Raw genomic sequence first — 21,448 nt, 5'->3', positions numbered from 1 at the left:
GCGGATTGTCGCCATTTCATGCGATAACTGGATGAGTGATATCCACCACTGTGATGAGTACTTCATCCGTGTCTGTTCCGCCGGCACCGTCATCCACAGTTAATTCGATTTCGTGACTGTCCAAGCCAAGGGCTACGACGGAGATTGAATCGGTTGTTGGCCCTGCGATGATATCCCCGTCCTCGCGCCAGGTGTAGGTGAGGGGATCGTTGTCGGGATCGGATGAAAGTGAAGCGTTGAGGGTGACATCTGTATCTGAGGTGGAGGTGCATTCGTAGGTGGAGTCTTGGCCGGCGTTGGCAGTCGGTGGTGAGTTAGGTGAAATGAATTGGCCACGCTGGACTTTTGGTTCAAAATGAAGTTGATCAGTTTCATGGCTTTTTGCAAATGAACTTATCAAAAAGATTTCATTGTCTAAGACAGGTGTATGTTTACCATAAGCCCAAAGTGAAAATGGATAAAATCCTTGGGTAATAACAACGCGATATTGATCTTCAGATGGAGAATACTCTAATACATCATCCTGTAAAAACATAAATTGTCCATTCTCCTCTATCGCACCTCCTAGTATGTAGATTTTTCCATTATATACACCAACTGTAGCTTCGGCTCTGGGAATTGGCATTGAAGATAATTCATTCCATTGATCTGTAATTGGATCATAACAAAAGGCTCGATTTGTAATATTTCTCTGTCCCTGGTTTGGACCTGTATGGCCGCCAAAAGAATATAATTTGCCGTTAAAGGCAATCACAGCTGCTCCGTCAATTTGGATTGGATAATTTTGCCCATTACCCCATAAATCCATGCTGTAATCATAAATATCCAGCCCAGATGACATATTGGAATAATTATTATGACCACCTACAACATAAATTTTATCACCAATAGTGCCCACTCCAATGTCACGGCGTGGAGATTGCCAATTTGCTCTAAATGACCATGAATTGGAAGATGGATCGTATTCCTCAAATTCAGGTGACCATCTGCCAGCATTAGGTCCTTCTCCACCGACTTGGTATAGTTTGCCATTAAGAACTGTGGTTTCAGAGTTTCCTGCCTTCGCGCTAGGAATATTTTGGCCTGAAGACCACGTATCGCTGTCCACATCATAAATTGATAAAGCTGTGAAATTATAACCACCAAATGCATTCCCACCAGAGGGTACATAGATTTTACGTCCAATTACTTCTGAGTATGAACGACCATGTGGGGCTGTAAAAGGAGTTGCTTCCTGCCACTGAATGGTAACTTCTGATGTATCTAATGGAGGGGGTGGTGTTTGAAGTTGAATATAGTATACAGCATCTGTTGCTGGGGTATATCCCCCTGTCCTAGCCGTTGTCCCTCCTAGTATGTAAATTCTATTTTCCGAAGGTACATATTCGACACCCATCGAATTAAGAGCTATTGGCAAGTCCGGCATTACTTGAAGTGTCTCAGTGGAACAATCGAATTTAAATACATCGTCTAAATTTTGGGAGTTGTCATATCCTCCGAATACATAGATTGCATTTTCGATTGGAACTGCTGCAGCTGCTGCTCCTCCTGAAATAATAGGTAATGTTATAGGTAAAGTTGTAAAGATTTCGCTGACAGGATCAAATTTTTGAATTATGTCAAATGAAAAACTGCTGTGGTTGCCCCCAAATAGGTAAATTGCATCTCTAGATTGACAATAAGCTGCAGCCGGAGATGTATTATTTCCAGGCTGCATTGTATTAGTTAATGGATCTACAGTATTATTCGTTATATCATATTTAAGTGTAAAATTTCCACCCGAAGAACCTCTATTTCCAAATGAATAGATTGCATTTTGACTAGAAACATATTTTGAAATACCATATACAACTTGTTCGGGGGAAATATTAGAGCCAATAAGACTTATGTTTTCCGTCTGTGGATCGAAACTGTAAGCATCAAATTTGTTAAAGAAATAAATATTTCCATCGTTGTTGTTATATGCAACTTGAATAAGAGTAAGATCGGATTGTAATGCAAATGGTAAATGTGTGCTTAAAACCGAAACTTGTTCAGAATTGAGATCAACCTTTATTATTTTATCTGAATATCCAACTTGATCTTCATAGCCTCCTAAAATATAGATTGCATGCTGTGCTGGTACATATGCAGACCTTATTACACCTAAAGACATTCGAAATGGTAAATTGAAAGAGGCTTGTTGAAAAAATGGCTGAGATAATAATAGTTGTGTCGGGCACAACAAGAACATAACTATTAAAAATAGATGAAAAATCTTATTACTGTTTTTATTTGATTCCATTGGATTTGCCCTCCGTTTGTTTATTAACCTGACCTATTCATAAACCTTATAATTTTTATCCAAGAAAAGATCATTTCACCCTATTTTCATGCTTAACATTCTGCTTTTTCATATGTATGGAATTAGATCCTTACAGGATGACATAATTGGAAGTTTTAAGCTTAAAAACATGATTCATGAATTATCCAGGTTAATTATTTAATTATTAGGATTTATTGGGATTTTATTAAACAATTGATTGCATTGTATGGTGTTTGTAATTTTTTTGATGATGCTCTATTTTGTAATTGCATAACTGTTCTCAAAGACTATACCAATCTTGCTATTCTCAATAATAATTTGATATAACTCACATATAAACAAACTGTTAATAAATTGGGTGAAAATGAGGATGGTCAATTATGCGAGGAAAAACATTAGGGTATGTTTACTTTAGTAAACAGATATTGATTTGAATGTTTGGTTTTTGTAACAGTTTTGAGGGATATTAATTGTGTATCTGTGTTTTTACAAGGTAAGATGGTTTTGATTTTGGAATAAAAAAGTCAGTTTCTAAATATATTTAGTGGAAGGTAAATTGTAAACGTCGTCCCAACCCCTTTTTCACTACTCACTTCAATGAAACCTTTATGGTCATCGATAATCTTTCTAACAATAGTAAGTCCCAATCCTGTTCCTTGTTTAGTTGAAGTAACGAAGGGTTTAAATAACTGATCTTTCATATCATCAGGAATACCGATTCCAATATCCGAAACTTCAATGACGAGGTAATCATTTGGAGGTTGCTCCGAACCGCCAGGCTGTAATTGTGCGACAAAGTTAGTGGAAATGGTTAATGTACCGCCATTCGGCATGGCATTGACAGCGTTGCTGACCAGGTTTTCAATGACCGAATGGATGAGCTCCTGATCCACATGGATAACAGGAAGATCTACGCCGAGATTTTTTTGCAACTGAATATCTTTGGGTAAATCGATTGTTGAGTTGGAAAAAATCTTTTCCAGGAAGTGATTGATATTTGTCGGCTGGGAGTTGATTTTTTCAACATTGACAAATTTCATAAAATTACGGCTCAGTTTGCGTAAATCTTCTATCCGTTCAACAATACGGTTGGAGTATTTATCATATCTCTCTATTTTATCTGTATCTTCATTTCTATATTCTTTTTGCAGCCTTTGTTGCGTGAGTAAAATACTCGTTAGTGGGTTTTTAATATCATGCGCCAGGCGTTGCGCCATTTTAGCCCAGTTAACAGCATCCTTTGAGTCTAGCAATGAATTCTGGTTGAAAACGACTAGCCAATGAGGATACCTTCGACCCCTTTGACCAATCGGTTCGGCAATAAAACTAAGTTTTGAGGTACTTGCTTCAGTTGCAAGAATTGTTTCTTCCTGGCGAATAAAACCTTTGGATTTCAGGTTTAATAGATGTCTCTTTAGATTTCCAACAGTATCAGGAATTGAAGAAACTGGCATTGGTAAAGGATTATTCTTAATCGACAAAAGTTGTATGGCTGCAGAATTCGCTTTTTCGATTTGCATTTTTCGGTTGATAAAAATACAGGGTTTGTTGTTTAAAGCCAATCCAACTGTAAAACTTCGCTTCAATATAATCAGGCGATTTGTGGTTCGAACAGTCCATAAAATTATAAAAACTACCAAAGAAAAGCTCAATACTATAATCACCCATGGCCCAATTAATTGTAAAATAAAATATGGATTTCGTTCCAATGACATAAAACGAGTCATTTGATCATTCTCGTTGTAATTGACTAACAAAGGAGTGGAATTTCTGCGTGGTTGCAAATAGGAGTATTGAGCGTAATTAGGATAATTTGGAATAATTCGTAGATTACCATCTATTTCGGCTATGATTTGAAGTTTGTGATTTATAATAAACCATCGTCCTTGAATATCGAGAGCAAATTCATCCAGACCATCACCGGTTAAATCGTCTACTTTTTTTAAATCGCCAATTCCCGAAGGAAATTTTTTCTGATTTAGTAGGTTGAATTGATGATCAAGAAGTTGCAATTCCCCTGATGTATCATAAATAACAATTTCTTTATCCAAATTTTGGTCAGTTTGCAAAAGAGCAAAGTTTATCTCAGAATAAAATGGAAATTTTTTATTTGCCAACGGCTCCCCGTTTAATGGATTTACATATTCTAAACGAATATCCGGATTTTTTTCTGTCTCACCCCTTGCCTTTGCTACAAGAATGTTAATCGATCCATCGTTGTCTATGTCTGAGGCAGCAGCATAAGTTGCTGAAAATATTTCTCCATATTGCTTTTTCCAGATCTCTTTACCTTCGTGAGAAACTAAAATGACATAGGAAAGAGTATCTGCAGTATTATTGGCGGTATTGCCATTATCAGGTGCGGATGTAGCCATTAATATTTCTAGTGTTCCATTATTATCAACATCAATAATGTCAAATGAAATTAATGGTGGTCCGATTTCGTATTTCCAATTTAACTCCAATGTTTTTAGATCGTAGCAGAATACACCACGGGGTTTACCCCCAGTAGTTTCAGATAAGAAAGCAACAAGTTCTTTTTTTCCGTCGTTCTCTAAATCTGTAATCCGAATTTGATTTATCCTTCCCAACCATTCGTGCCTTTTTTTTCTTTCGAACCTGGGCTTTCCGGCAAACAAAAACCTCTCAATTAAAGTATTGCCCTCTTTATCGTAAATCGTTGCATAACAGGAATCGTTTACTTCATTCACGACGAGAATATCTTTTTTCCCATCTTCATTCCAATCAAGGAATTCCATAGCTCTAATCTCACCATCAAAATTATTCTGATCATTAGTATTATCCTCATTATTGAGTGTAATAATTGTGAACCCGCCGTCTAAATCTACCTGGTAACGAAAGTATGTGTACTGGTTATTCCCTTCCAGGTCCTCAAATATAACTCGTCCGGATTTGGAGATTTTTTCTACCATTTTATACCTAAACGGCCCATCCAGCGGCCCACGATTAAACGGCAAATATTCACACCCCAATGTGCAAATAATAAGAAAAAGATAAATAAACCAACTTCGGGTTGTACCCATATTAACTACCCCAGCTTTTTGAGGGTATATTATTTTTACAGTAAAATAAGTAGATGTTTATTTAAGGTCAAGTGTTATTTTGCTTTGGGCTGATTAATGCAAAATAATTGAGAATAAATGACCCTTCGAACCATAATCACGAAAAAGCTGTGATTAAACCTCTCAGGTTTTTAAAACCTGAGAGGTTTTTCCCTTCCTTGTTCAATTGTTCAAGGAGGGGTTAGGGGAGGTTTGACTATGCCTTTTTTTGATATTGATAAGTATTTTTGAGTGCAATCTACCTAAAACTCATCGTTAATGCTTGGTTCTTTGATCTCTTGATTAACAAATTTATTCCAAACCATTAAAACCTTTGGATCGTCATTTAAAGCTTGAAGCCGCTCGAAAACTGGTCCGGCTTCGCGCTTGAGACGGGGAAACCTGAGCGCCAGCATAGCCAGATCCCGCCAGTCAGTACCGGATTTTGGTTGTCCACGTCGCTTGTAATAAGCGATGACTTTTCGGGCTATTAATTCTTTCGGCGCTATTACCAGGATTTGTGAAATTCGTTTAGCTGGTGGTAAAGAATCTACAGTCTGCAAGTCAACTAAATGTCGATTACTAGGTTTTTTAAGTTGAAATAATCGATATCCTCGCCCTTTTCCAACTTTCAGAACCTGCACCGCAATATGAAAACGATCACATAAATATTCCCTCAGTTCTTCAGCTAATTCAGCAGCTCGAATTGACATCAAGTCCAAATTCTGTGTCATACGTGGTTCTTTTACATAGGCATTGACAGCTTGAGCTCCAAATACAACAACATCATCACGGCCGCATAAAAATTCCAACACGGCGTTTTGAATAGTCGCCAGTGGTACTTTCTCAAGCATCGCAAACTCCTGAAATGTTAAAGTGCCGGCATCGAACATGGACCTACTCCTTAATCTTCCTGAAAAATTCTAATTAAACCTCTCAGGTTTTAAAAACCTGAGAGGTTTTTCCCCTCCTTAATATTAAGGAGTGGCCAGGGGAGGTTTAACAATGCCTTTTTTGATGTTGTTAAGTTTATTTTTTATATGTCACATAATTATGTTTTTTATGTACTTAGTTTCCAAAACATTTATAGTCTTGCTCTTTGTTTCTTTGCGTCTTAACGGTGTAAATTTATGAATAATTCAAATTAAACTAAATAGTTAGCGAGTAGATTGTGTAAGAGCTTTCAGGACTACCTCAGGTGCAAATGAAGCAATTTTAAGTAAGGATTTTGCAGCGCCACTTGGCTTGCGGCGTCCTTGTTCCCATTCTTGCAAGGTTCTTATAGAAACGCCAAGCATGGCGGCAAACTTTTCTTGACTCATCTGCAACTTATCATTTCGAATGGTCTTTATATCTTCAGGCAACTCAAAGGTAAAAGAACGAAACTCTTTCACTTTACCTTCGGATATCTCTATAGCTTGCTTGGTGCTTTCGACGAGTCGGTCAAATAATTTATCGTCCATTACTTTAACCTCTCTATGAGTGATTTAAGGGTTTTGTGTTGTTTTGGAGTTAAATGTTCTTGTTTTGATTTTTTATAAACGAGAAGCAGGTATATTCTTTCATTAACTTTGAATAATAAATGATTCTAAGGCCACCACTTTTTCCTTTACCGGGGATGGCAAATCTGAGTTTTCTTGCACCACCAGTTTCTCTAAACTCAATCTTGCTGCAGTCAATGCAGCTCAAATTACCATAACCGTGGTATGTCGCCAAAAACGTTTGCTTTCAAACTCTTTATCCGATAAATTTTCTTACCAATGACCAATGACCAATGACCAATGACCAATGACCAATGACCAATGACCAATGACCAATGACCAATGACCAATGACCAATGACCAATTATCAATTCTATAGTGAGTTTAAACCGTGAACATTATCATTCTTGTTAAGCAAACACCGGATTCTACAACCAAAGTAAAGATAGGTGCAGACGGCAAAACACTGGACGCATCCGCTGTGAAATTTATTGTGAATCCATTCGACGAATATGCCATCGAAGAGGCGCTGCAAATCAAGGAAAGAATGGGCGGAGAGGTGACTGCTCTATGCCTGGGACCCGAAGGCGCTGCTACCGCACTTCGTTCCGTGTTGGCCATGGGTGTGGATAAAGCTATCCATATTGTTGCAGAAGATACAGTGTTGGATTCGCATGCTGTTTCTCTTGCACTAGCCCAAGCGCTTAAGAAAATGCCATATGATCTGATCTTAATGGGAAAACAAGCCATCGACGATTATAACGAACAAGTTGGTCCAAGACTGTCTGCACTGTTGGATGTGCCATGTATCACTTATGTAGCCAAAGCCGAAATCGAAGAGGGTAAAGTCACCGCTCATCGTGAAGTAGAGGGTGGGGTTGAAGTAGTCGAGTGTCAATTGCCCGCAATGCTGACGGTTGAAAAAGGCATTAACGAGCCTCGTTATGCATCTTTAAAAGGGATCATGATGGCTAAGAAAAAGCCGATCGAAACCCAATCTGTGGATATAGAGGAAGTAAAGCTGGTTACTCAAACAATGGCATATCCACCTGAGAGGCCGCCGGGAAAAATTGTGGGTGAAGGCATTGAAGCGGTGCCGGAGTTGGTGCGGTTGTTAAATGAAGAAGCAAAAGTGATTTAAGAAATATCTAATCTCGAATTTCTAAATTCTAAACAAATTCGAATGATTCAATAAAAAAAATAACAAACAATGGGACTATCATCAGTTCTACAAGGAGATTTGATTTAGAGGAAATATCCATTACAATTTAGGAGAGAATAATTAAATTAATGAAATCAGTAATATAATTAGTTTGGAAAATTTAGCATTTGTAAATTCGGTATTGTCTAGGATTTCGGAATTAGGATTTCGTATTTTAAGTATAAATTTCTAAATTCTAAACAAATTCGAATGATTCAATGAACATAAATAAAACACAATGGGGGCTATTATCAGTTCTTCAAAGAGATATGATTTAGAGGAAAGAACGTTACAATTTGCTAAAAAAATAATTCAATTGACGAAAGAGATTCAATTAAATTTACAGAATATTGAGATTTCAAAACAACTCATTCGATCTACTGGTTCTGTTGGAGCAAATTACATTGAAGCAAATGAAGCATTAGGCAAAAAAGATTTTATGATGAGAATTAAGATTTGCAAAAAAGAAGCTAAAGAAAGCAGATATTGGTTAAACTTATTGGAAACAAATAGTGAAATCAGTGACAAAGCCAGGCAAAACCTAATTCAAGAGTCTACAGAATTAATGAAAATATTTGGGGCAATTTTAGAAAAGAGTAAGTAATTAATTAGATTTGAGTTCATTCTAAAAAGGTGGGATACCGATTCCATCGCTCTCATAAGTATTTGTTTTTATGTAACATTGCTTTTGGAAAAAGCGATTGCATCGGTTTTTAGAGTAGACTCAGATTTGAAAATTAATATTTATAATTTCGGTATTGTTTAGGATTTCGAAATTCGGATTTCTTGTTTCAGTGTTTAAATTTTGGAGGTTAAATGTCAGGTTCAGTACTAGCTGTTCTAGAACAACGTGATGGGAAATATCGGAAATCTGCATATGAGGTTGCGACTGCTGCTGTAGAATTAGGTGATAAATCGGGGAGGGATTCCCTTGGGTTAGTGATCGGATCTGATTGTCCGGAAGATGCATTTAGTGTTGGTGAATATGGACTGAAGAAGGTTTTTGCAGCCGAAAATGATGTATGTTCCCACTATATTCCGGAAGCTTACACCCAAGCAGTTTTAGCAGCTATTGAAACCGCGAAGCCGGAAATTGTGTTGTTTTCTGCCACGTCTATCGGAAAGGATTTGGCGCCAAGAGTTGCAGCTAAATTATCAGTCGGATTAGCGACCGATTGCACTGCCGTGGATATTGTTGATGGCAAACTCCAAGCCGAACGGCCGGTTTATGCCGGAAAAGCTTTTGTAACGGTTGGATTTAATGCTTCGCCACAATTGGCTTCTCTGCGTCCAAACATATTCACTCCCAAAAAAACCAATCCTGGTACTGCGGCAGAAGTTGAAAAATTAGATTTTGATCCTGGTGAGATTAGGACTATATTCAAAGAATTCAAAAAGACCGGTGGCGAAAAAGTGGAATTGTCTGAAGCTGATGTAATCGTTTCGGGTGGGCGTGGACTCAAGGGGCCAGAAAACTTTCATCTTGTCGAAGAGTTGGCGGAAGCTTTAGGCGCTGCGGTGGGATCTTCACGAGCCGTCGTCGATGCCGGATGGCGTCCCCATTCAGAACAAGTTGGTCAAACCGGAAAAACGGTTTCACCGAACTTGTATGTTGCGGTAGGTATCTCAGGCGCTATTCAACATTTGGCAGGTATGTCTTCTTCAAAAGTGATTGTAGCGATCAACAAAGACAAAGATGCTCCGATATTTTCTAAAGCAGATTATGGCATTGTTGGCGATGCTTTTGCGATCGTGCCGAAATTAACGGAAGAAATCAAAAAATTAAAATCAAATTAGGAAAACCTATTGTGAAAAGTTTATTCATTTTATTTATATCTATTTTTTGGGGATGTGCATCTACCCAAAATGCCGTTCAACAGAATGAGCAACAAGATAAGAATGATACCGGCATTGTCGAAGATTTTGATCCGGCCACTTTGGGAGATATTGAATATGTTGTCGAGCCAAAATTTGGTAAAGAACAAAAAGCCTCTGGAGCCGAGCGTTATCTGAATCCCGGGGAAAATAACCAGAATCCTTCTGTTGAAGAAGAAATCATAAAAGTACCAGGATTCAGGATTCAGGTCGGATCAATGACCAATCAGGAAGATGCCTCAGAAATTGTGCGAGAGGCGATGCTACAGTTTGAAGATGCGAATGTCTATTTGGAATTTGAAACTCCATATTATAAAATTAGAGTAGGTGATTTCGAGCATCGCCACGACGCTGAAGCTCTGCAAAAAAAGGCAGTAAGTCTAGGATATGGTGATGCCTGGATTATTCGAACAATAATCGAAAAAAAAAGTAAATCTCCTTAGGTATTCCACAAAAATCTTACCTTATAAAAGTCTAGGTTCAAAGTAATTTATCTGTGATTAAGTTTATATCAGCAGGTAACAAAGCAATTTTTACTTGGTCTGGGGTAAATTTTATATTACATTTAGAATTTGGAAAAATTGCGGAGGTTTAATGTCGGGACACAGCAAATGGAGTTCAATTAAGCATAAAAAGGCTAAAACAGATGCTGTGCGGGGAAAAATTTTTACGCGTCTTATCAAAGAAATTACCATCTCCGCAAAGATTGGTGGAGGTGATGAAGCAGCAAATTCACGTTTGCGGACTGCCATTGCCTCAGCCCGCGGTGCAAATATGCCGCAAGCCAATGTAGAAAAAGCCATCAAGCGTGGAACCGGTGAATTGCCTGGAGTGGTTTACGAGGAAGCAACTTACGAGGGCTATGGGCCTGGCGGTGCTGCATTATTTATTCAAATTTTAACCGACAACAAAAACCGAACAGTTGCAGAACTAAGACATCTTCTTGGTAAATATCATGGTAACCTTGGAGAATCCGGGAGTGTTGCATGGATTTTCGAAAAAAAGGGTATTATTCAAGTTTCGGCGGAAAGTTTACAAGAAGATGAGGTCTTAATGGCAGCGTTAGATGGCGGCGCGGAAGATATAAAAAATGAAGATAATTATTTTGAAATCATAACCTCCCCGGATCGTCTTGAAGAAACCGAAAAAGCTTTGGAAGCAGCCTCATTCCCTGTTGAATCCGCCGAGATTACATTGTATCCGCAAAATTTCGTCAAGATTGAAGGTAATCAAGCTGGGCAGATGCTCAAATTGATGGATGCCTTGGATGATCATGAGGATGTGCAAAATGTTTATTCAAATTTCGATATCGATGAAAAATATATAGAAGAACTGGAACAAACCTGATTAGCCCAGTCCATGTTTTTCATGTTTTTATTAATAATAATACCTTGGGAGTTAAACTTTGATAGTGTTGGGTATAGATCCAAGTCTTTCCTCGACTGGTTTCGCTTTGGTTCAATTTCATAAGAATCAATATTTCTCACTTAATTTAGGTGAGATTAAAACGAAAACTACACAGAAATTATCTGAGCGTTTAGCAATTATTTTTCAAAAAGTTGTTGAACTGATAAAAGAGTATGCGCCCGATGAAGTTGCAGTTGAAGAAGTATTTTACGCTGCAAATCCGAAAATCGCTTTGTTGATGGGACATGCCAGGGGTGCAGCTTTAGTGGCAGCTGCAAAGGACAATTTACCGGTTTCGGAATATAGCCCAAGAGAAATCAAAATGGCAGTTACTGGTTATGGCAACGCATCCAAAGAGCAGGTAAAAAAAATGGTATGCACCCAAATTCATTTGGAGTCGGATTCATTTGGTTATGATATATCTGATGCATTAGCAGTCGTAATTTGCCATTGTCACCGATCTAACAGGAAGAATTAGTATTATTATGTTTGCCTATATCCAGGGAAAATTGACTGTTAAAAATCCGACCAAAGTAGTTCTTGATGTGAATGGCGTCGGCTACGAGTTTGATATTCCCATATCCACCTATGAAAGCATCGGCCAACTCCATGAGCAGGTAAAGTTATTGACCTATGTTCATGTCCGTGAAGATATTTTGCAGCTTTATGGTTTTAGCGATGAGAAGCAGAAAAGCCTGTTTTTGAAATTGATTTCCGTATCAGGAGTAGGTCCGAAACTAGCGCAAGGGATTTTGTCAAAAATTTCAGTTGATAATTTTACACAAGCAATGATCACACAAAATCATGCATTGTTAACCCAGGTGCCTGGGGTTGGAAATAAAATGGCTCAACGACTGGTAACTGAATTGCGGGATAAATTTTCGAAAGCAAAGGATGCCGGTATTTCATTTAAAAGTGATAGTGAATTGAAATTGGGAGAGAAAGCCGCTGCGGCTTTGGTTTCGTTAGGCTATCGAGAGATTGAAGCATCAAAAATGGTAGGTTCGGTTCTTAATTCAAATGGAGACGAACTATCTCTCGAAAATGTGGTGAAGTTGGCTTTGCAAAAAACTAAGTGAGTAGAAGCATGAAAAAAGACTGGTTACATTTTAAAAAAGCAATTGGAAGATACCAGGATTTAGCTGACCTTGAAAACCTAGAATAGATTAACAAATGACAGAAAATATCACTAAAGAAAAACACCGTGAATCCACAACATCTCCCGAGAGGCAATTAGGAGAGTTAGAGTTTGACTTGTCTCTTCGACCAGGCCGATTCTCCGAATTTGTGGGTCAAAAAAAGATGAAAGAAAACCTCTCAGTGTTTATTGAAGCGGCCAAAGCACGTGGTGAATCACTGGATCATGTGTTATTTTATGGTCCTCCGGGTTTGGGCAAAACTACTTTAGCGCATATCATGGCCAGAGAAATGGAAGTGGACATTAAATTAACCTCAGGTCCGGCATTGGAAAAAGCAGGTGATTTAGCGGGTATTCTTACCAATTTAAATGAACGAGATGTGTTTTTTATTGATGAAATCCATCGCTTAAATCCGGTCGTGGAAGAATACATGTACTCGGCGATGGAGGATTTTCGGTTAGATATCGTAATCGACAGGGGAGCAAATGCCAGAAATTTACAGCTTTCTCTGCCTCATTTTACATTGGTCGGTGCAACTACCCGAGCGGGTTTGTTGACTTCACCTTTACGCGATCGATTTGGAGTCGTCAATCGCTTGGATTATTATCCTCCGGATGATCTTTGTTTAATTGTCAAACGATCTGCTAAGATATTGAAAGTGGAAATGGATGAAGAAAGTGCAGTGGAAATTTCACGACGGGCAAGAGGAACTCCCCGTATTGCAAATCGACTTTTGCGACGTATTCGGGATTTTGCGCAAATTGAAGGGAATGGTTCCATCACAGAAGAGATCACTCAATCTTCACTTGAAAGATTGGATGTGGATGAAAAAGGGCTTGACGAAATGGACAAACGTATTTTAACCATATTGATTGAAAAATTTGATGGAGGTCCTGTAGGAATTAATTCATTGGCCGTTTCGGTTGGTGAAGAAAGTGATACGATAGAGGAAATTTATGAACCATTCCTTATAAAGGAAGGACTTTTAAAAAGGACATCGAGAGGAAGGGAGGTTACAGCTCTAGGATATAAACATTTCGGCCTGGATCAAGGGCGTTCATTACAAACAAGCTTATTTTAATTATAGTCGTTTTTCGAACTGGAGTAAGAATATGAAGTTATCAGAATTTACCTATAATTTACCTGAAGAATTAATTTCACAATATCCAACCAAGAAAAGGGATGAATCTCGATTACTGGTTATCAATCGTGAAGAGCAAACAATTTCACATTACCACTTTAAAAATATTATTGAATATTTAAAAGCAGGTGATTGTTTAGTTATTAATGAAACCAAAGTGTTTCCAGCTCGATTGATGGGTACAAAAGAAAAGACAGATGCAGAAGTGGAAATATTTCTCCTTCGCGAATTGGAAAGTAGTTTGTGGGAGGTGTTGGTAAGACCAGCAAGAAAAGTGAGGGTAGGGAATCGACTGCACTTAACAGATGATTTGTTTTGTGATGTAATTGACAATACTGTTTCCGGAGGCAGGGTTGTTCGGTTTAATTATAATGGTAATTTTTTCTCAATTGTTGAGAAAATGGGCAAATCGCCTTTACCACCTTATATTAAAAGAGAACCGGAAGCGTTAGACAAAGAAAGGTATCAAACAGTATATGCATCGGTTCGTGGAGCAGTTGCTGCCCCAACTGCTGGTCTTCATTTTACGGAAAAATTACTGGAGAAGATTAAAAAGAAAGGTATTAAGATTGTACCAATTGTACTTCATGTCGGGCTGGGTAGCTTCAGACCCGTCCAGGTTGAAGATTTGTCTAGACATAAAATGGATTCCGAATATTTTCAAGTTTATGAAGATTCTGCTCGTATCATTAACGAGACCAAAGCCAATGGAGGCAAGATCATTTCTGTGGGAACCACAACAACTCGTGCATTGGAAACAGCTGTAACATCTGATTGCCAGGTTAAATCCGAAAAAGGTTGGACAGATAAATTCATTTTTCCAACATACAATTTTAAAATTGTTGATTCTTTGATAACAAATTTCCATTTACCCGGTTCTACATTACTCATGCTGGTCATTGCATTTGCAGGAAAAGAAATGATTTTTGAAGCATACGCCAAGGCTATGGAAGAAAAATATCGATTCTACAGTTATGGCGATGCAATGATTATTATTTAAACGATTTTAAGATACCAGTATTGAAAGTTTCTGCTGTGATTCCGGCCGCAGGCAGTGGCCGGAGAATGCAAAACAATATAGCTAAACAATTTATTCGAATCGGCGCTAAGCCGATTCTTTTTTATACCTTATTTCAATTCGAGAATTGTGAAATAGTTGATGATATTGTTCTAGTAGTAAAAGAAGAAGAAATCCAATTTACACGAGAAGAAATTGTTAATGAATTTGGCGTTCGTAAGGTGAAACACATAGTAGCTGGCGGGCTGGAACGTCAATCGTCTGTTTTCGCAGGATTACAATCCCTGGTAAACAGCACGGATTATGTGATCATTCATGACGGTGTTAGGCCATTTATTCCAGTAGATTTAATCGAGGATTCTGTTAGACTTTGTGTAAATCATGGAGCAGTAATTACAGCAATACCTATATCATCGACCGTAAAACTTGTGGATGATCATGAAGTTAAGGAAACGATTGATCGCAGCAATTTATGGAATGTCCAGACACCACAGGTTTTTGACTTTCAATTGATTTATTCAGCCTACAAAAAGGCATTTGAAGATGGTTTTTTTGCTACCGATGATTCAATGATCGTTGAAAGGCAGAACATATCCGTTAAGGTAATTGAAGGATCGAAGCAGAATATTAAAATAACCACACAGGAAGATTTAGATTTTGCACGTTATTTACTGGAGAAAAAACAATGACACGGGTTGGGATTGGCTATGATGTCCACAGATTGGTTTATGGCCGGCCATTAATTTTGGGCGGCGTGATTATTCCTTTTGAAAAAGGATTGGAAGGCCATTCTGATGCGGATGTTTTAAGTCACGCAATTTCAGACGCATTGTTAGGAGCGGCAGCATTAGGTGATATAGGTCAACATTTTCCCAATACAGATCCTGAGTGGAAGGACATTTCGAGCCTGTTATTATTGGAAAATGTGAATGATAAACTGGCCCAAATAGGATTTGGTATTATTAATATAGATGCAGTACTTATAGCCGAACAGCCAAAGATTAGTGATTTGATTCCGGAAATGTGTGCAAAAATAGCGAATGCACTGGATGTTTCATCATCAATAATTTCCATAAAAGCCACGACCAATGAGAAGCTTGGTTTTATTGGAGAAGGAAAAGGTATTGCCGCCCAATCTGTTGCCATGGTGAAGACACTGAATATTGGCAGAGATTCGTAAAAGCGACGAACCAAATTTTATATGAGAAACTTCAAGTTTCTTGAAAGTTAATAATTTTTTGAGATTTAAAATAAAACCAATGTCAGAACTATCACAGAATCATATTAATATTCGGGTGCGGTTTGCACCCAGCCCGACTGGCTATTTGCATGTGGGTAATGCCCGTACTGCAATTTTAAATTGGCTCTTTGCCAGGCATTGCGGTGGTAGTTTTATTCTTCGGGTAGAGGATACCGACATGGATCGATCTACCACAGAATATTATAAAGAACTTCTAGATGACCTGAAATGGCTTGGACTCGATTGGGATGAAGGACCTGATGTTGGGGGTGATTTCGGACCATACAAACAATCGGATCGGTTACAGATTTATCAAGATTATGCAAATAAATTATTGGCGCAGGGGAATGCCTTTAAATGCTATTGTACGGCTGAAGAAATTAAGGAAAAATCAGAATTGGCAATTTCTAAAGGCGAGAGTGTAAATTACGATGGTACCTGTTATCAATTATCTCAAGAACAAATTCGCCAGTTTGAATCACAAGGACGTAAACCGGTCATCCGTTTTAGAGTCCCTTCTGAAGAAATAAGCTTTTCCGATATTGTAAGAGGAACTATTACTTTTGATGGAGATAACATCAGTGATTTTGTAATTCTTCGAGCGGTTGGAATTGCAACTTATAATTTCGCCGCAGCGGTTGATGATACATTGATGTCAATCTCACATATCGTCCGGGGTGAAGACCATCTTTCCAATACACCAAAGCAGATATTAATCCACAATGCCCTGGGGCACACTTCCCCCAATTTTGTTCATATTCCAATGATTTTGGGATCTGATCGGTCGAAGTTGTCGAAACGTCATGGTGACAATCAAGTTAGACAATATCGTGAGAAAGGTTATTTTCCTGAAGCCCTGGTGAATTTTCTGAGCTTATTAAGTTGGTCGTCGCCGACTGGCGATGAGTTGCTTTCGATGAAACGGCTCGTTGAAGAGTTCACCCTGGAAAGATTATCAAAATCCGCAGCTATTTTTGATTTGGAGAAATTTAACTGGATGAACGGATGGTACCTGCGGAATATAGAATTCGATAAAATAACGAATATGGCGATCCCCTTTCTTGAAAAGGAAGGCTATGATATTTCAGACGAAACATTTGCCAAAAAATGTATTGGCGCAGTCATCACCAGGGCAGATTATCTACAAGAATTAGCAACGAGATGTTCAATATTTTTCCAGGATGAGGTAATGTTTGAGAACGACACTTTGATGAAATCAGAGTCTTCAAAAAAAATCTTTGCCGAGTTTTTAAATGAAACAAAAAATATTACAGATTGGCGTGGCGAAACTTTTAAGCAAATCATGAAAACAATTCAGCAAAAAACAGGAGTGAAAGGAAAGGATTTGTGGATGCCTTTTCGTATGGCATTAACCGGACTTGAGCATGGGTTGGAGTTACCAAATGTTGTTGAATTACTGGGGTTAGAAAAAAGTAAACAATTCATACAAAAAGCGATCAATACATAAAAAATGGCAATTCATTTATACAATACCTTATCCGGGGAAAAAGAAAAATTTGAACCATTACAAGCTGGTAAAGTTTCGTTTTATGTCTGTGGTCCTACGGTTTATGATTATTTCCATATCGGAAATGCCCGCCCGTTTATCATCTATGATGTTTTCCGCAGGTTCCTTCAATATCGTGGTTATGATGTTAAGTATGTGGTTAATATCACAGATGTGGATGACAAAATCATTCAACGATCTATAAAAGAAAATCGGACTGCAAAAGAAGTAGCTGATGAGTTCACAAAAGCCTATTTCGATGATCTGGATCAATTGCTTGTGAAACTACCTGATGTTTCACCAAAGGCAACTGAACATTTAGATGATATGATAACTTTAGTTCAGGAACTTGTGGCTAAAGGGATTGCCTATGTTCTGGATGGTGATGTTTACTACAGTATCGAAAAATTTCAATCCTACGGAAAATTAAGCGGGAAGAATATTGAAGATTTACAAGCCGGTTCTAGAGTGGAAATAGACGAAAGGAAAGAAAATCCACTTGATTTTGCTCTTTGGAAAGCTGCCAAGCCAGATGAACCTGCTTGGGATAGTCCCTGGGGTAAAGGCCGTCCTGGTTGGCATTTGGAATGCTCAGCCATGTCGATGAAATATCTTAGCAAAGATTTTGATATTCATGCAGGTGGAGAAGATTTAATTTTTCCACATCATGAAAATGAAATTGCTCAAAGCTGTGGAAGTGGAAATGTAAAATTTGCTAAGTATTGGCTGCACAATGGTTTTTTGAATATTCGCGATAAAAAAATGTCAAAATCCATCGGCAATGTTTTGATTGTTCGAGATATTTTAAAATCCTATAAACCACAAGTATTACGTCTTTTCTTTCTTCAGAAACATTACCGCAGCCCTATTAATTATTCTGAAGAAATCCTGGAAGATGCACAGCGTGGATGGGAAAGATTACAGAATCTATTCGATAATTTGAACAGTATAGAAATTGATTCGAATTCATTACAATTAAAATCTCTTACAAATAAAGAAAAAGAATTCAAAAATTTCCAGGAGCGGATTAAACAAGAATATATATCGGCAATGGAGGATGATTTTAATACTGCCCTTGCTATTGGTAAGGTTTTCGAGTTAGTAAAAGAATGTAATATAATCATTACCAGGGGTAATCTAACAGAAAATCAAAAGCTGTTATTGGTAAACGTAAAAGAATTTATTGTGGAAGTGGATGAAATTTTATCCATATTGGACAATGATGAACATGATTCTAGTGGGGAGGAAGAATTATCCAAGGTATTGGACTTATTAGTCGGAATACGAAGTGAATTGAGAAAAAATAAGCTTTGGGACTTAAGCGATAAAATACGCGAGGAACTTGCTAGCATTGGTTATGTGATAGAAGACCAACCCGAAAAAAGTATTTGGAAGAAAGAAAAAACCTAAAAATTCACTTGACATCCCATTTCTATTTATTATATTTTTAGGTTCCTTTGGACATGAGTCTAAATGGAAAGGAATGCCTACCAGATTTTATACTAATATTGAGGTTACTGTTAGGCAGAAGTATGGTTCTTTGAAAATTTTAAAACAAATTCATTACCAAGTTAAGTTAGTCGCCGATGTAGCTCAGCTGGTAGAGCAGCTGATTTGTAATCAGCCGGTCGGAGGTTCGAGTCCTCTCATCGGCTCAATTCAAGCCGAATGCTTCGTTGCTTGTCTTTTTTCATAAGTATTGCATTCGGCTGGTTAATTTTTAAAATGAAAATTTGTTGGAGAGGTTCCCGAGCGGTCAAAGGGGGCAGACTGTAAATCTGCTGGCGAAGCCTTCGAAGGTTCGAATCCTTCCCTCTCCACAATTTTTAAAAAAAGCGGGAGTAACTCAGTTGGTAGAGTTGCAGCCTTCCAAGCTGTATGTCGCGGGTTCGAACCCCGTCTCCCGCTCTTATATGTAAACTCACTAAATTATGCGGATAAAAAAAGAGCTCGTCGAGCGCATGTCAAAGCAAATGGTGAAATCTCTCATTGCAGGTGATTTTATCGTCTGGGAAGACCGGCCTGAAAAATTGGAAGCCATCATTTCGGCAATCATCACGGAAGACCTGCTGGTGGAAGACCGGCTGAATGACGAGGTCAAAACTTTATTGGAAGCACGGACCAAAGATTATGAACGCGATATGATGGATTTTGGCCGGGTCTTTCAAATGGTCAAGTCCAAACTGGTCCGGGAACGCGGACTCGTCCTCTAACTAAAAAAGCAAATGAAACTGAGCCGAGACAAAATAAACCATATCAGCAGTCTGATCGCGAACGATTTTAAAAATCGTGAGGAGATGGATTACAAGGTGGACCTGAACGACGTAAGATTGGAAGTGACCCGGGCGATGACGCAAGAATTAAAACGCGATGATCAGGCCGATGCGGAAGCCCGCAAAATCATCACCTCCTACAAGGAAAAAAAATTGCGGGAAGGCACTCCCGAATGGGACATCATGTACCAGAAACATTACGAAGAATCCCTGCACAGGTTGGGTATCTCCTAGCCCTGCCTACTCCCCGCCAAGGTCCTGCTCGGCGCACCTGGCAACCGTGTCGTAAACAACTTTAATCGGCAATCCCTTCAATTTGGCGATCTTCCGGCAGTCCTCGTATTCCGGCGAAAAATGGATCCGATTGCCATCCAGTCTGCCTACTTTCACGGTCACCTTGCCGTAAGGGGTTTTGACCTGGCGTTGCTCCCGTTCCAATACCAGGCGGTCCATCTCACAGCTCCGGACACCATAGGTCGAGGTTTCGGTCAATAAAATGCGCTCGGCCTCTTCTCTTCGATCCGGAGGAACCAAGGCCGACAATTTCACGGCGGGCCGGTTTTTCTTCATGATGATGGGAGTGAAAAACACGTCCAGCGCGCCAGCAGAAAACAAGATCGCCATGACATGCTCATAAAACTCTGGGTTCATGTCATCAATGTTGGTTTCAATCAGAGTCCCGCGTTCCCCAGCCCGGCCCGCTCCTTCCCCCAGAATAATACGCAACAAATTAGGCTGGGTTTTGACGATATGGGTTCCCGCACCGTACCCGGTTTTTTGAATCGTCATGAGGGGCAGGGATTGAAATTTTTCTGCCCAAAACCCGATCATGGCCACACCGGTGGGCGTGGCTAATTCTTTAGGGACTCCGCTGGAATAACACGGAATACCTTTTAAAAGCTCCAAAGTAGCGGGAGCCGGAACCGGTAAAATGCCATGGTCGCAGGCCACCGTGCCCTCTCCCGTGTTGATCGGCGAAGCCAGAACCCGGTCCACCCTCAACAGTTCCAAGGCCAACACACCGCCCACCACGTCGATGATGGAATCGACCGCGCCAACTTCGTGAAAGTGAACTTTGTCAATGCGAATCCGGTGCACCCGGGCTTCTGCCCGCGCTATGCGCTCGAATATTGCCAGCGATCGCGCCATGACCTGTTTGGGAAGTTTGGAACCTTGAACGATCTTTTGAATGTCTCGGATATTTCTGGAATGGGTGTGTGCTGATGGATTGACCCCCACATCAAACTTGGTGCCTCCCACAGCCCCGCGTTTCACGCGGCGGGTTTTTAGATGATAACCTTTCAGCAGCAGGGTCTTCAGGCCTTTTTGAATGGCTTTGAAATCCACTCCCAAATCTATCAGGGCACCCAGAATCATGTCGCCACTAATTCCGGATCGGCAATCAAAATAAGCGATTTTCATTTGGAATCCTGCCCGTTGGAAGGAGCTTAAAATCGTGCAAACAGCTTGCCGAAGATACCACGTTTTGGGGAATGGCCGTTGCTCGATTCTGCAACTTTTTCGGGGATCTTTTTATGTTGCTGGTCGATGAACAGTTGCAGAAGCATGTGGCAGGACTGACATCCTCCTCCGGCACCGCAGACATCAGTTATATGTTCGATCTCAGTCAGGTTTCGAGATTTTATGTAACCCTTGATGGTCACATCCGAGACCTGAAAACATTGACAGATGATTTCTTCTTCCGGGGCTTCGCTCATAGACACAATGGGATAGAGACAGACTATTTTTGAGAATAATTCTCATTATAAAAAAATCCATGGCATCTGTCAACGGACAAC

General features: G+C 39.2%; 21 protein-coding genes and 3 tRNA genes. 18 read left to right on the top strand and 6 right to left on the bottom strand.

The window, feature by feature from the left end:
- Positions 1-16 precede the first annotated feature (16 nt).
- From IIC38_14040 to IIC38_14025, 4 genes are all read right to left on the bottom strand, one after another.
- Complete coding sequence (locus tag IIC38_14040; GenBank protein ID MCH8127057.1) at positions 17-2,284, bottom strand: hypothetical protein; 2,268 nt, start codon at positions 2,282-2,284, stop codon at positions 17-19.
- A gap of 545 nt (positions 2,285-2,829) precedes the next feature.
- Positions 2,830-5,349: a hypothetical protein gene (locus IIC38_14035; GenBank protein ID MCH8127056.1), complete on the bottom strand. Its 2,520-nt coding sequence runs from the start codon at positions 5,347-5,349 to the stop codon at positions 2,830-2,832.
- A 281-nt stretch (positions 5,350-5,630) separates the two neighbouring features.
- Positions 5,631-6,260: a hypothetical protein gene (locus IIC38_14030; protein MCH8127055.1), complete on the bottom strand. Its 630-nt coding sequence runs from the start codon at positions 6,258-6,260 to the stop codon at positions 5,631-5,633.
- 264 nt (positions 6,261-6,524) lie between these two features.
- Complete coding sequence (locus IIC38_14025) at positions 6,525-6,830, bottom strand: helix-turn-helix domain-containing protein (GenBank protein MCH8127054.1); 306 nt, start codon at positions 6,828-6,830, stop codon at positions 6,525-6,527.
- 409 nt (positions 6,831-7,239) lie between these two features.
- On the opposite strand from IIC38_14025, the gene IIC38_14020 reads away from it, so the two are divergent.
- From IIC38_14020 to IIC38_13935, 18 genes are all read left to right on the top strand, one after another.
- Positions 7,240-7,989 carry an electron transfer flavoprotein subunit beta/FixA family protein gene (locus IIC38_14020; GenBank protein ID MCH8127053.1) on the top strand — a complete coding sequence of 250 codons (750 nt, stop codon included), beginning with the start codon at positions 7,240-7,242 and terminating at the stop codon, positions 7,987-7,989.
- Between the two features lie 298 nt (positions 7,990-8,287).
- The gene (locus IIC38_14015) at positions 8,288-8,653 is read left to right on the top strand and encodes a four helix bundle protein (GenBank protein ID MCH8127052.1); all 366 of its coding nucleotides are present in this window, start codon (positions 8,288-8,290) and stop codon (positions 8,651-8,653) included.
- Positions 8,654-8,865: 212 nt separating this feature from the next.
- On the top strand, positions 8,866-9,846 hold the full coding sequence (locus IIC38_14010) for an electron transfer flavoprotein subunit alpha/FixB family protein (GenBank protein MCH8127051.1): 981 nt from the start codon (positions 8,866-8,868) through the stop codon (positions 9,844-9,846).
- A gap of 11 nt (positions 9,847-9,857) precedes the next feature.
- A complete protein-coding gene (locus tag IIC38_14005) occupies positions 9,858-10,367 on the top strand; it encodes an SPOR domain-containing protein (GenBank protein ID MCH8127050.1) in 510 nt (169 codons plus the stop codon).
- Between the two features lie 151 nt (positions 10,368-10,518).
- On the top strand, positions 10,519-11,271 hold the full coding sequence (locus IIC38_14000) for a YebC/PmpR family DNA-binding transcriptional regulator (protein MCH8127049.1): 753 nt from the start codon (positions 10,519-10,521) through the stop codon (positions 11,269-11,271).
- A gap of 64 nt (positions 11,272-11,335) precedes the next feature.
- A complete protein-coding gene (gene ruvC, locus IIC38_13995; protein MCH8127048.1) occupies positions 11,336-11,809 on the top strand; it encodes a crossover junction endodeoxyribonuclease RuvC in 474 nt (157 codons plus the stop codon).
- Between the two features lie 7 nt (positions 11,810-11,816).
- Positions 11,817-12,410 (top strand): Holliday junction branch migration protein RuvA, encoded by a 594-nt coding sequence (gene ruvA / locus IIC38_13990; protein ID MCH8127047.1) that lies wholly within the window; start codon positions 11,817-11,819, stop codon positions 12,408-12,410.
- A gap of 94 nt (positions 12,411-12,504) precedes the next feature.
- The gene (gene ruvB / locus IIC38_13985) at positions 12,505-13,551 is read left to right on the top strand and encodes a Holliday junction branch migration DNA helicase RuvB (protein ID MCH8127046.1); all 1,047 of its coding nucleotides are present in this window, start codon (positions 12,505-12,507) and stop codon (positions 13,549-13,551) included.
- A 31-nt stretch (positions 13,552-13,582) separates the two neighbouring features.
- Positions 13,583-14,611 carry a tRNA preQ1(34) S-adenosylmethionine ribosyltransferase-isomerase QueA gene (gene queA / locus IIC38_13980; GenBank protein MCH8127045.1) on the top strand — a complete coding sequence of 343 codons (1,029 nt, stop codon included), beginning with the start codon at positions 13,583-13,585 and terminating at the stop codon, positions 14,609-14,611.
- A 20-nt stretch (positions 14,612-14,631) separates the two neighbouring features.
- The gene (gene ispD / locus IIC38_13975; GenBank protein ID MCH8127044.1) at positions 14,632-15,318 is read left to right on the top strand and encodes a 2-C-methyl-D-erythritol 4-phosphate cytidylyltransferase; all 687 of its coding nucleotides are present in this window, start codon (positions 14,632-14,634) and stop codon (positions 15,316-15,318) included.
- A complete protein-coding gene (locus IIC38_13970) occupies positions 15,315-15,809 on the top strand; it encodes a 2-C-methyl-D-erythritol 2,4-cyclodiphosphate synthase (GenBank protein ID MCH8127043.1) in 495 nt (164 codons plus the stop codon). The genes ispD and IIC38_13970 overlap by 4 nt, the downstream gene beginning before the upstream one ends.
- 79 nt (positions 15,810-15,888) lie before the next feature.
- Positions 15,889-17,337 (top strand): glutamate--tRNA ligase, encoded by a 1,449-nt coding sequence (locus tag IIC38_13965; protein ID MCH8127042.1) that lies wholly within the window; start codon positions 15,889-15,891, stop codon positions 17,335-17,337.
- A gap of 9 nt (positions 17,338-17,346) precedes the next feature.
- Positions 17,347-18,786 carry a cysteine--tRNA ligase gene (locus IIC38_13960; protein MCH8127041.1) on the top strand — a complete coding sequence of 480 codons (1,440 nt, stop codon included), beginning with the start codon at positions 17,347-17,349 and terminating at the stop codon, positions 18,784-18,786.
- Positions 18,787-18,958: 172 nt separating this feature from the next.
- Positions 18,959-19,031, top strand: a tRNA-Thr gene (locus IIC38_13955).
- A gap of 83 nt (positions 19,032-19,114) precedes the next feature.
- A tRNA-Tyr gene (locus IIC38_13950) sits at positions 19,115-19,196 on the top strand.
- A 15-nt stretch (positions 19,197-19,211) separates the two neighbouring features.
- Positions 19,212-19,284 (top strand) — tRNA-Gly (locus IIC38_13945).
- Positions 19,285-19,307: 23 nt separating this feature from the next.
- Complete coding sequence (locus IIC38_13940; protein MCH8127040.1) at positions 19,308-19,589, top strand: DUF507 family protein; 282 nt, start codon at positions 19,308-19,310, stop codon at positions 19,587-19,589.
- Positions 19,590-19,601: 12 nt separating this feature from the next.
- Positions 19,602-19,883, top strand: coding sequence for a DUF507 family protein (locus IIC38_13935; protein ID MCH8127039.1), 282 nt, complete (start codon positions 19,602-19,604; stop codon positions 19,881-19,883).
- Positions 19,884-19,889: 6 nt separating this feature from the next.
- On the opposite strand, the gene larC is transcribed toward IIC38_13935, so the two are convergent.
- Positions 19,890-21,071 (bottom strand): nickel pincer cofactor biosynthesis protein LarC, encoded by a 1,182-nt coding sequence (gene larC, locus IIC38_13930; protein ID MCH8127038.1) that lies wholly within the window; start codon positions 21,069-21,071, stop codon positions 19,890-19,892.
- A gap of 26 nt (positions 21,072-21,097) precedes the next feature.
- The gene (locus IIC38_13925) at positions 21,098-21,367 is read right to left on the bottom strand and encodes a (2Fe-2S)-binding protein (protein ID MCH8127037.1); all 270 of its coding nucleotides are present in this window, start codon (positions 21,365-21,367) and stop codon (positions 21,098-21,100) included.
- Positions 21,368-21,448: the final 81 nt, after the last annotated feature.

This window comes from candidate division KSB1 bacterium, assembly GCA_022566355.1.
Classification (GTDB): Bacteria; Zhuqueibacterota; JdFR-76; order JdFR-76; family DREG01; genus JADFJB01.
The sequence above is the reverse complement of the archived record's forward strand: the minus strand, read 5'-3'. Positions and strand labels throughout refer to the sequence as shown.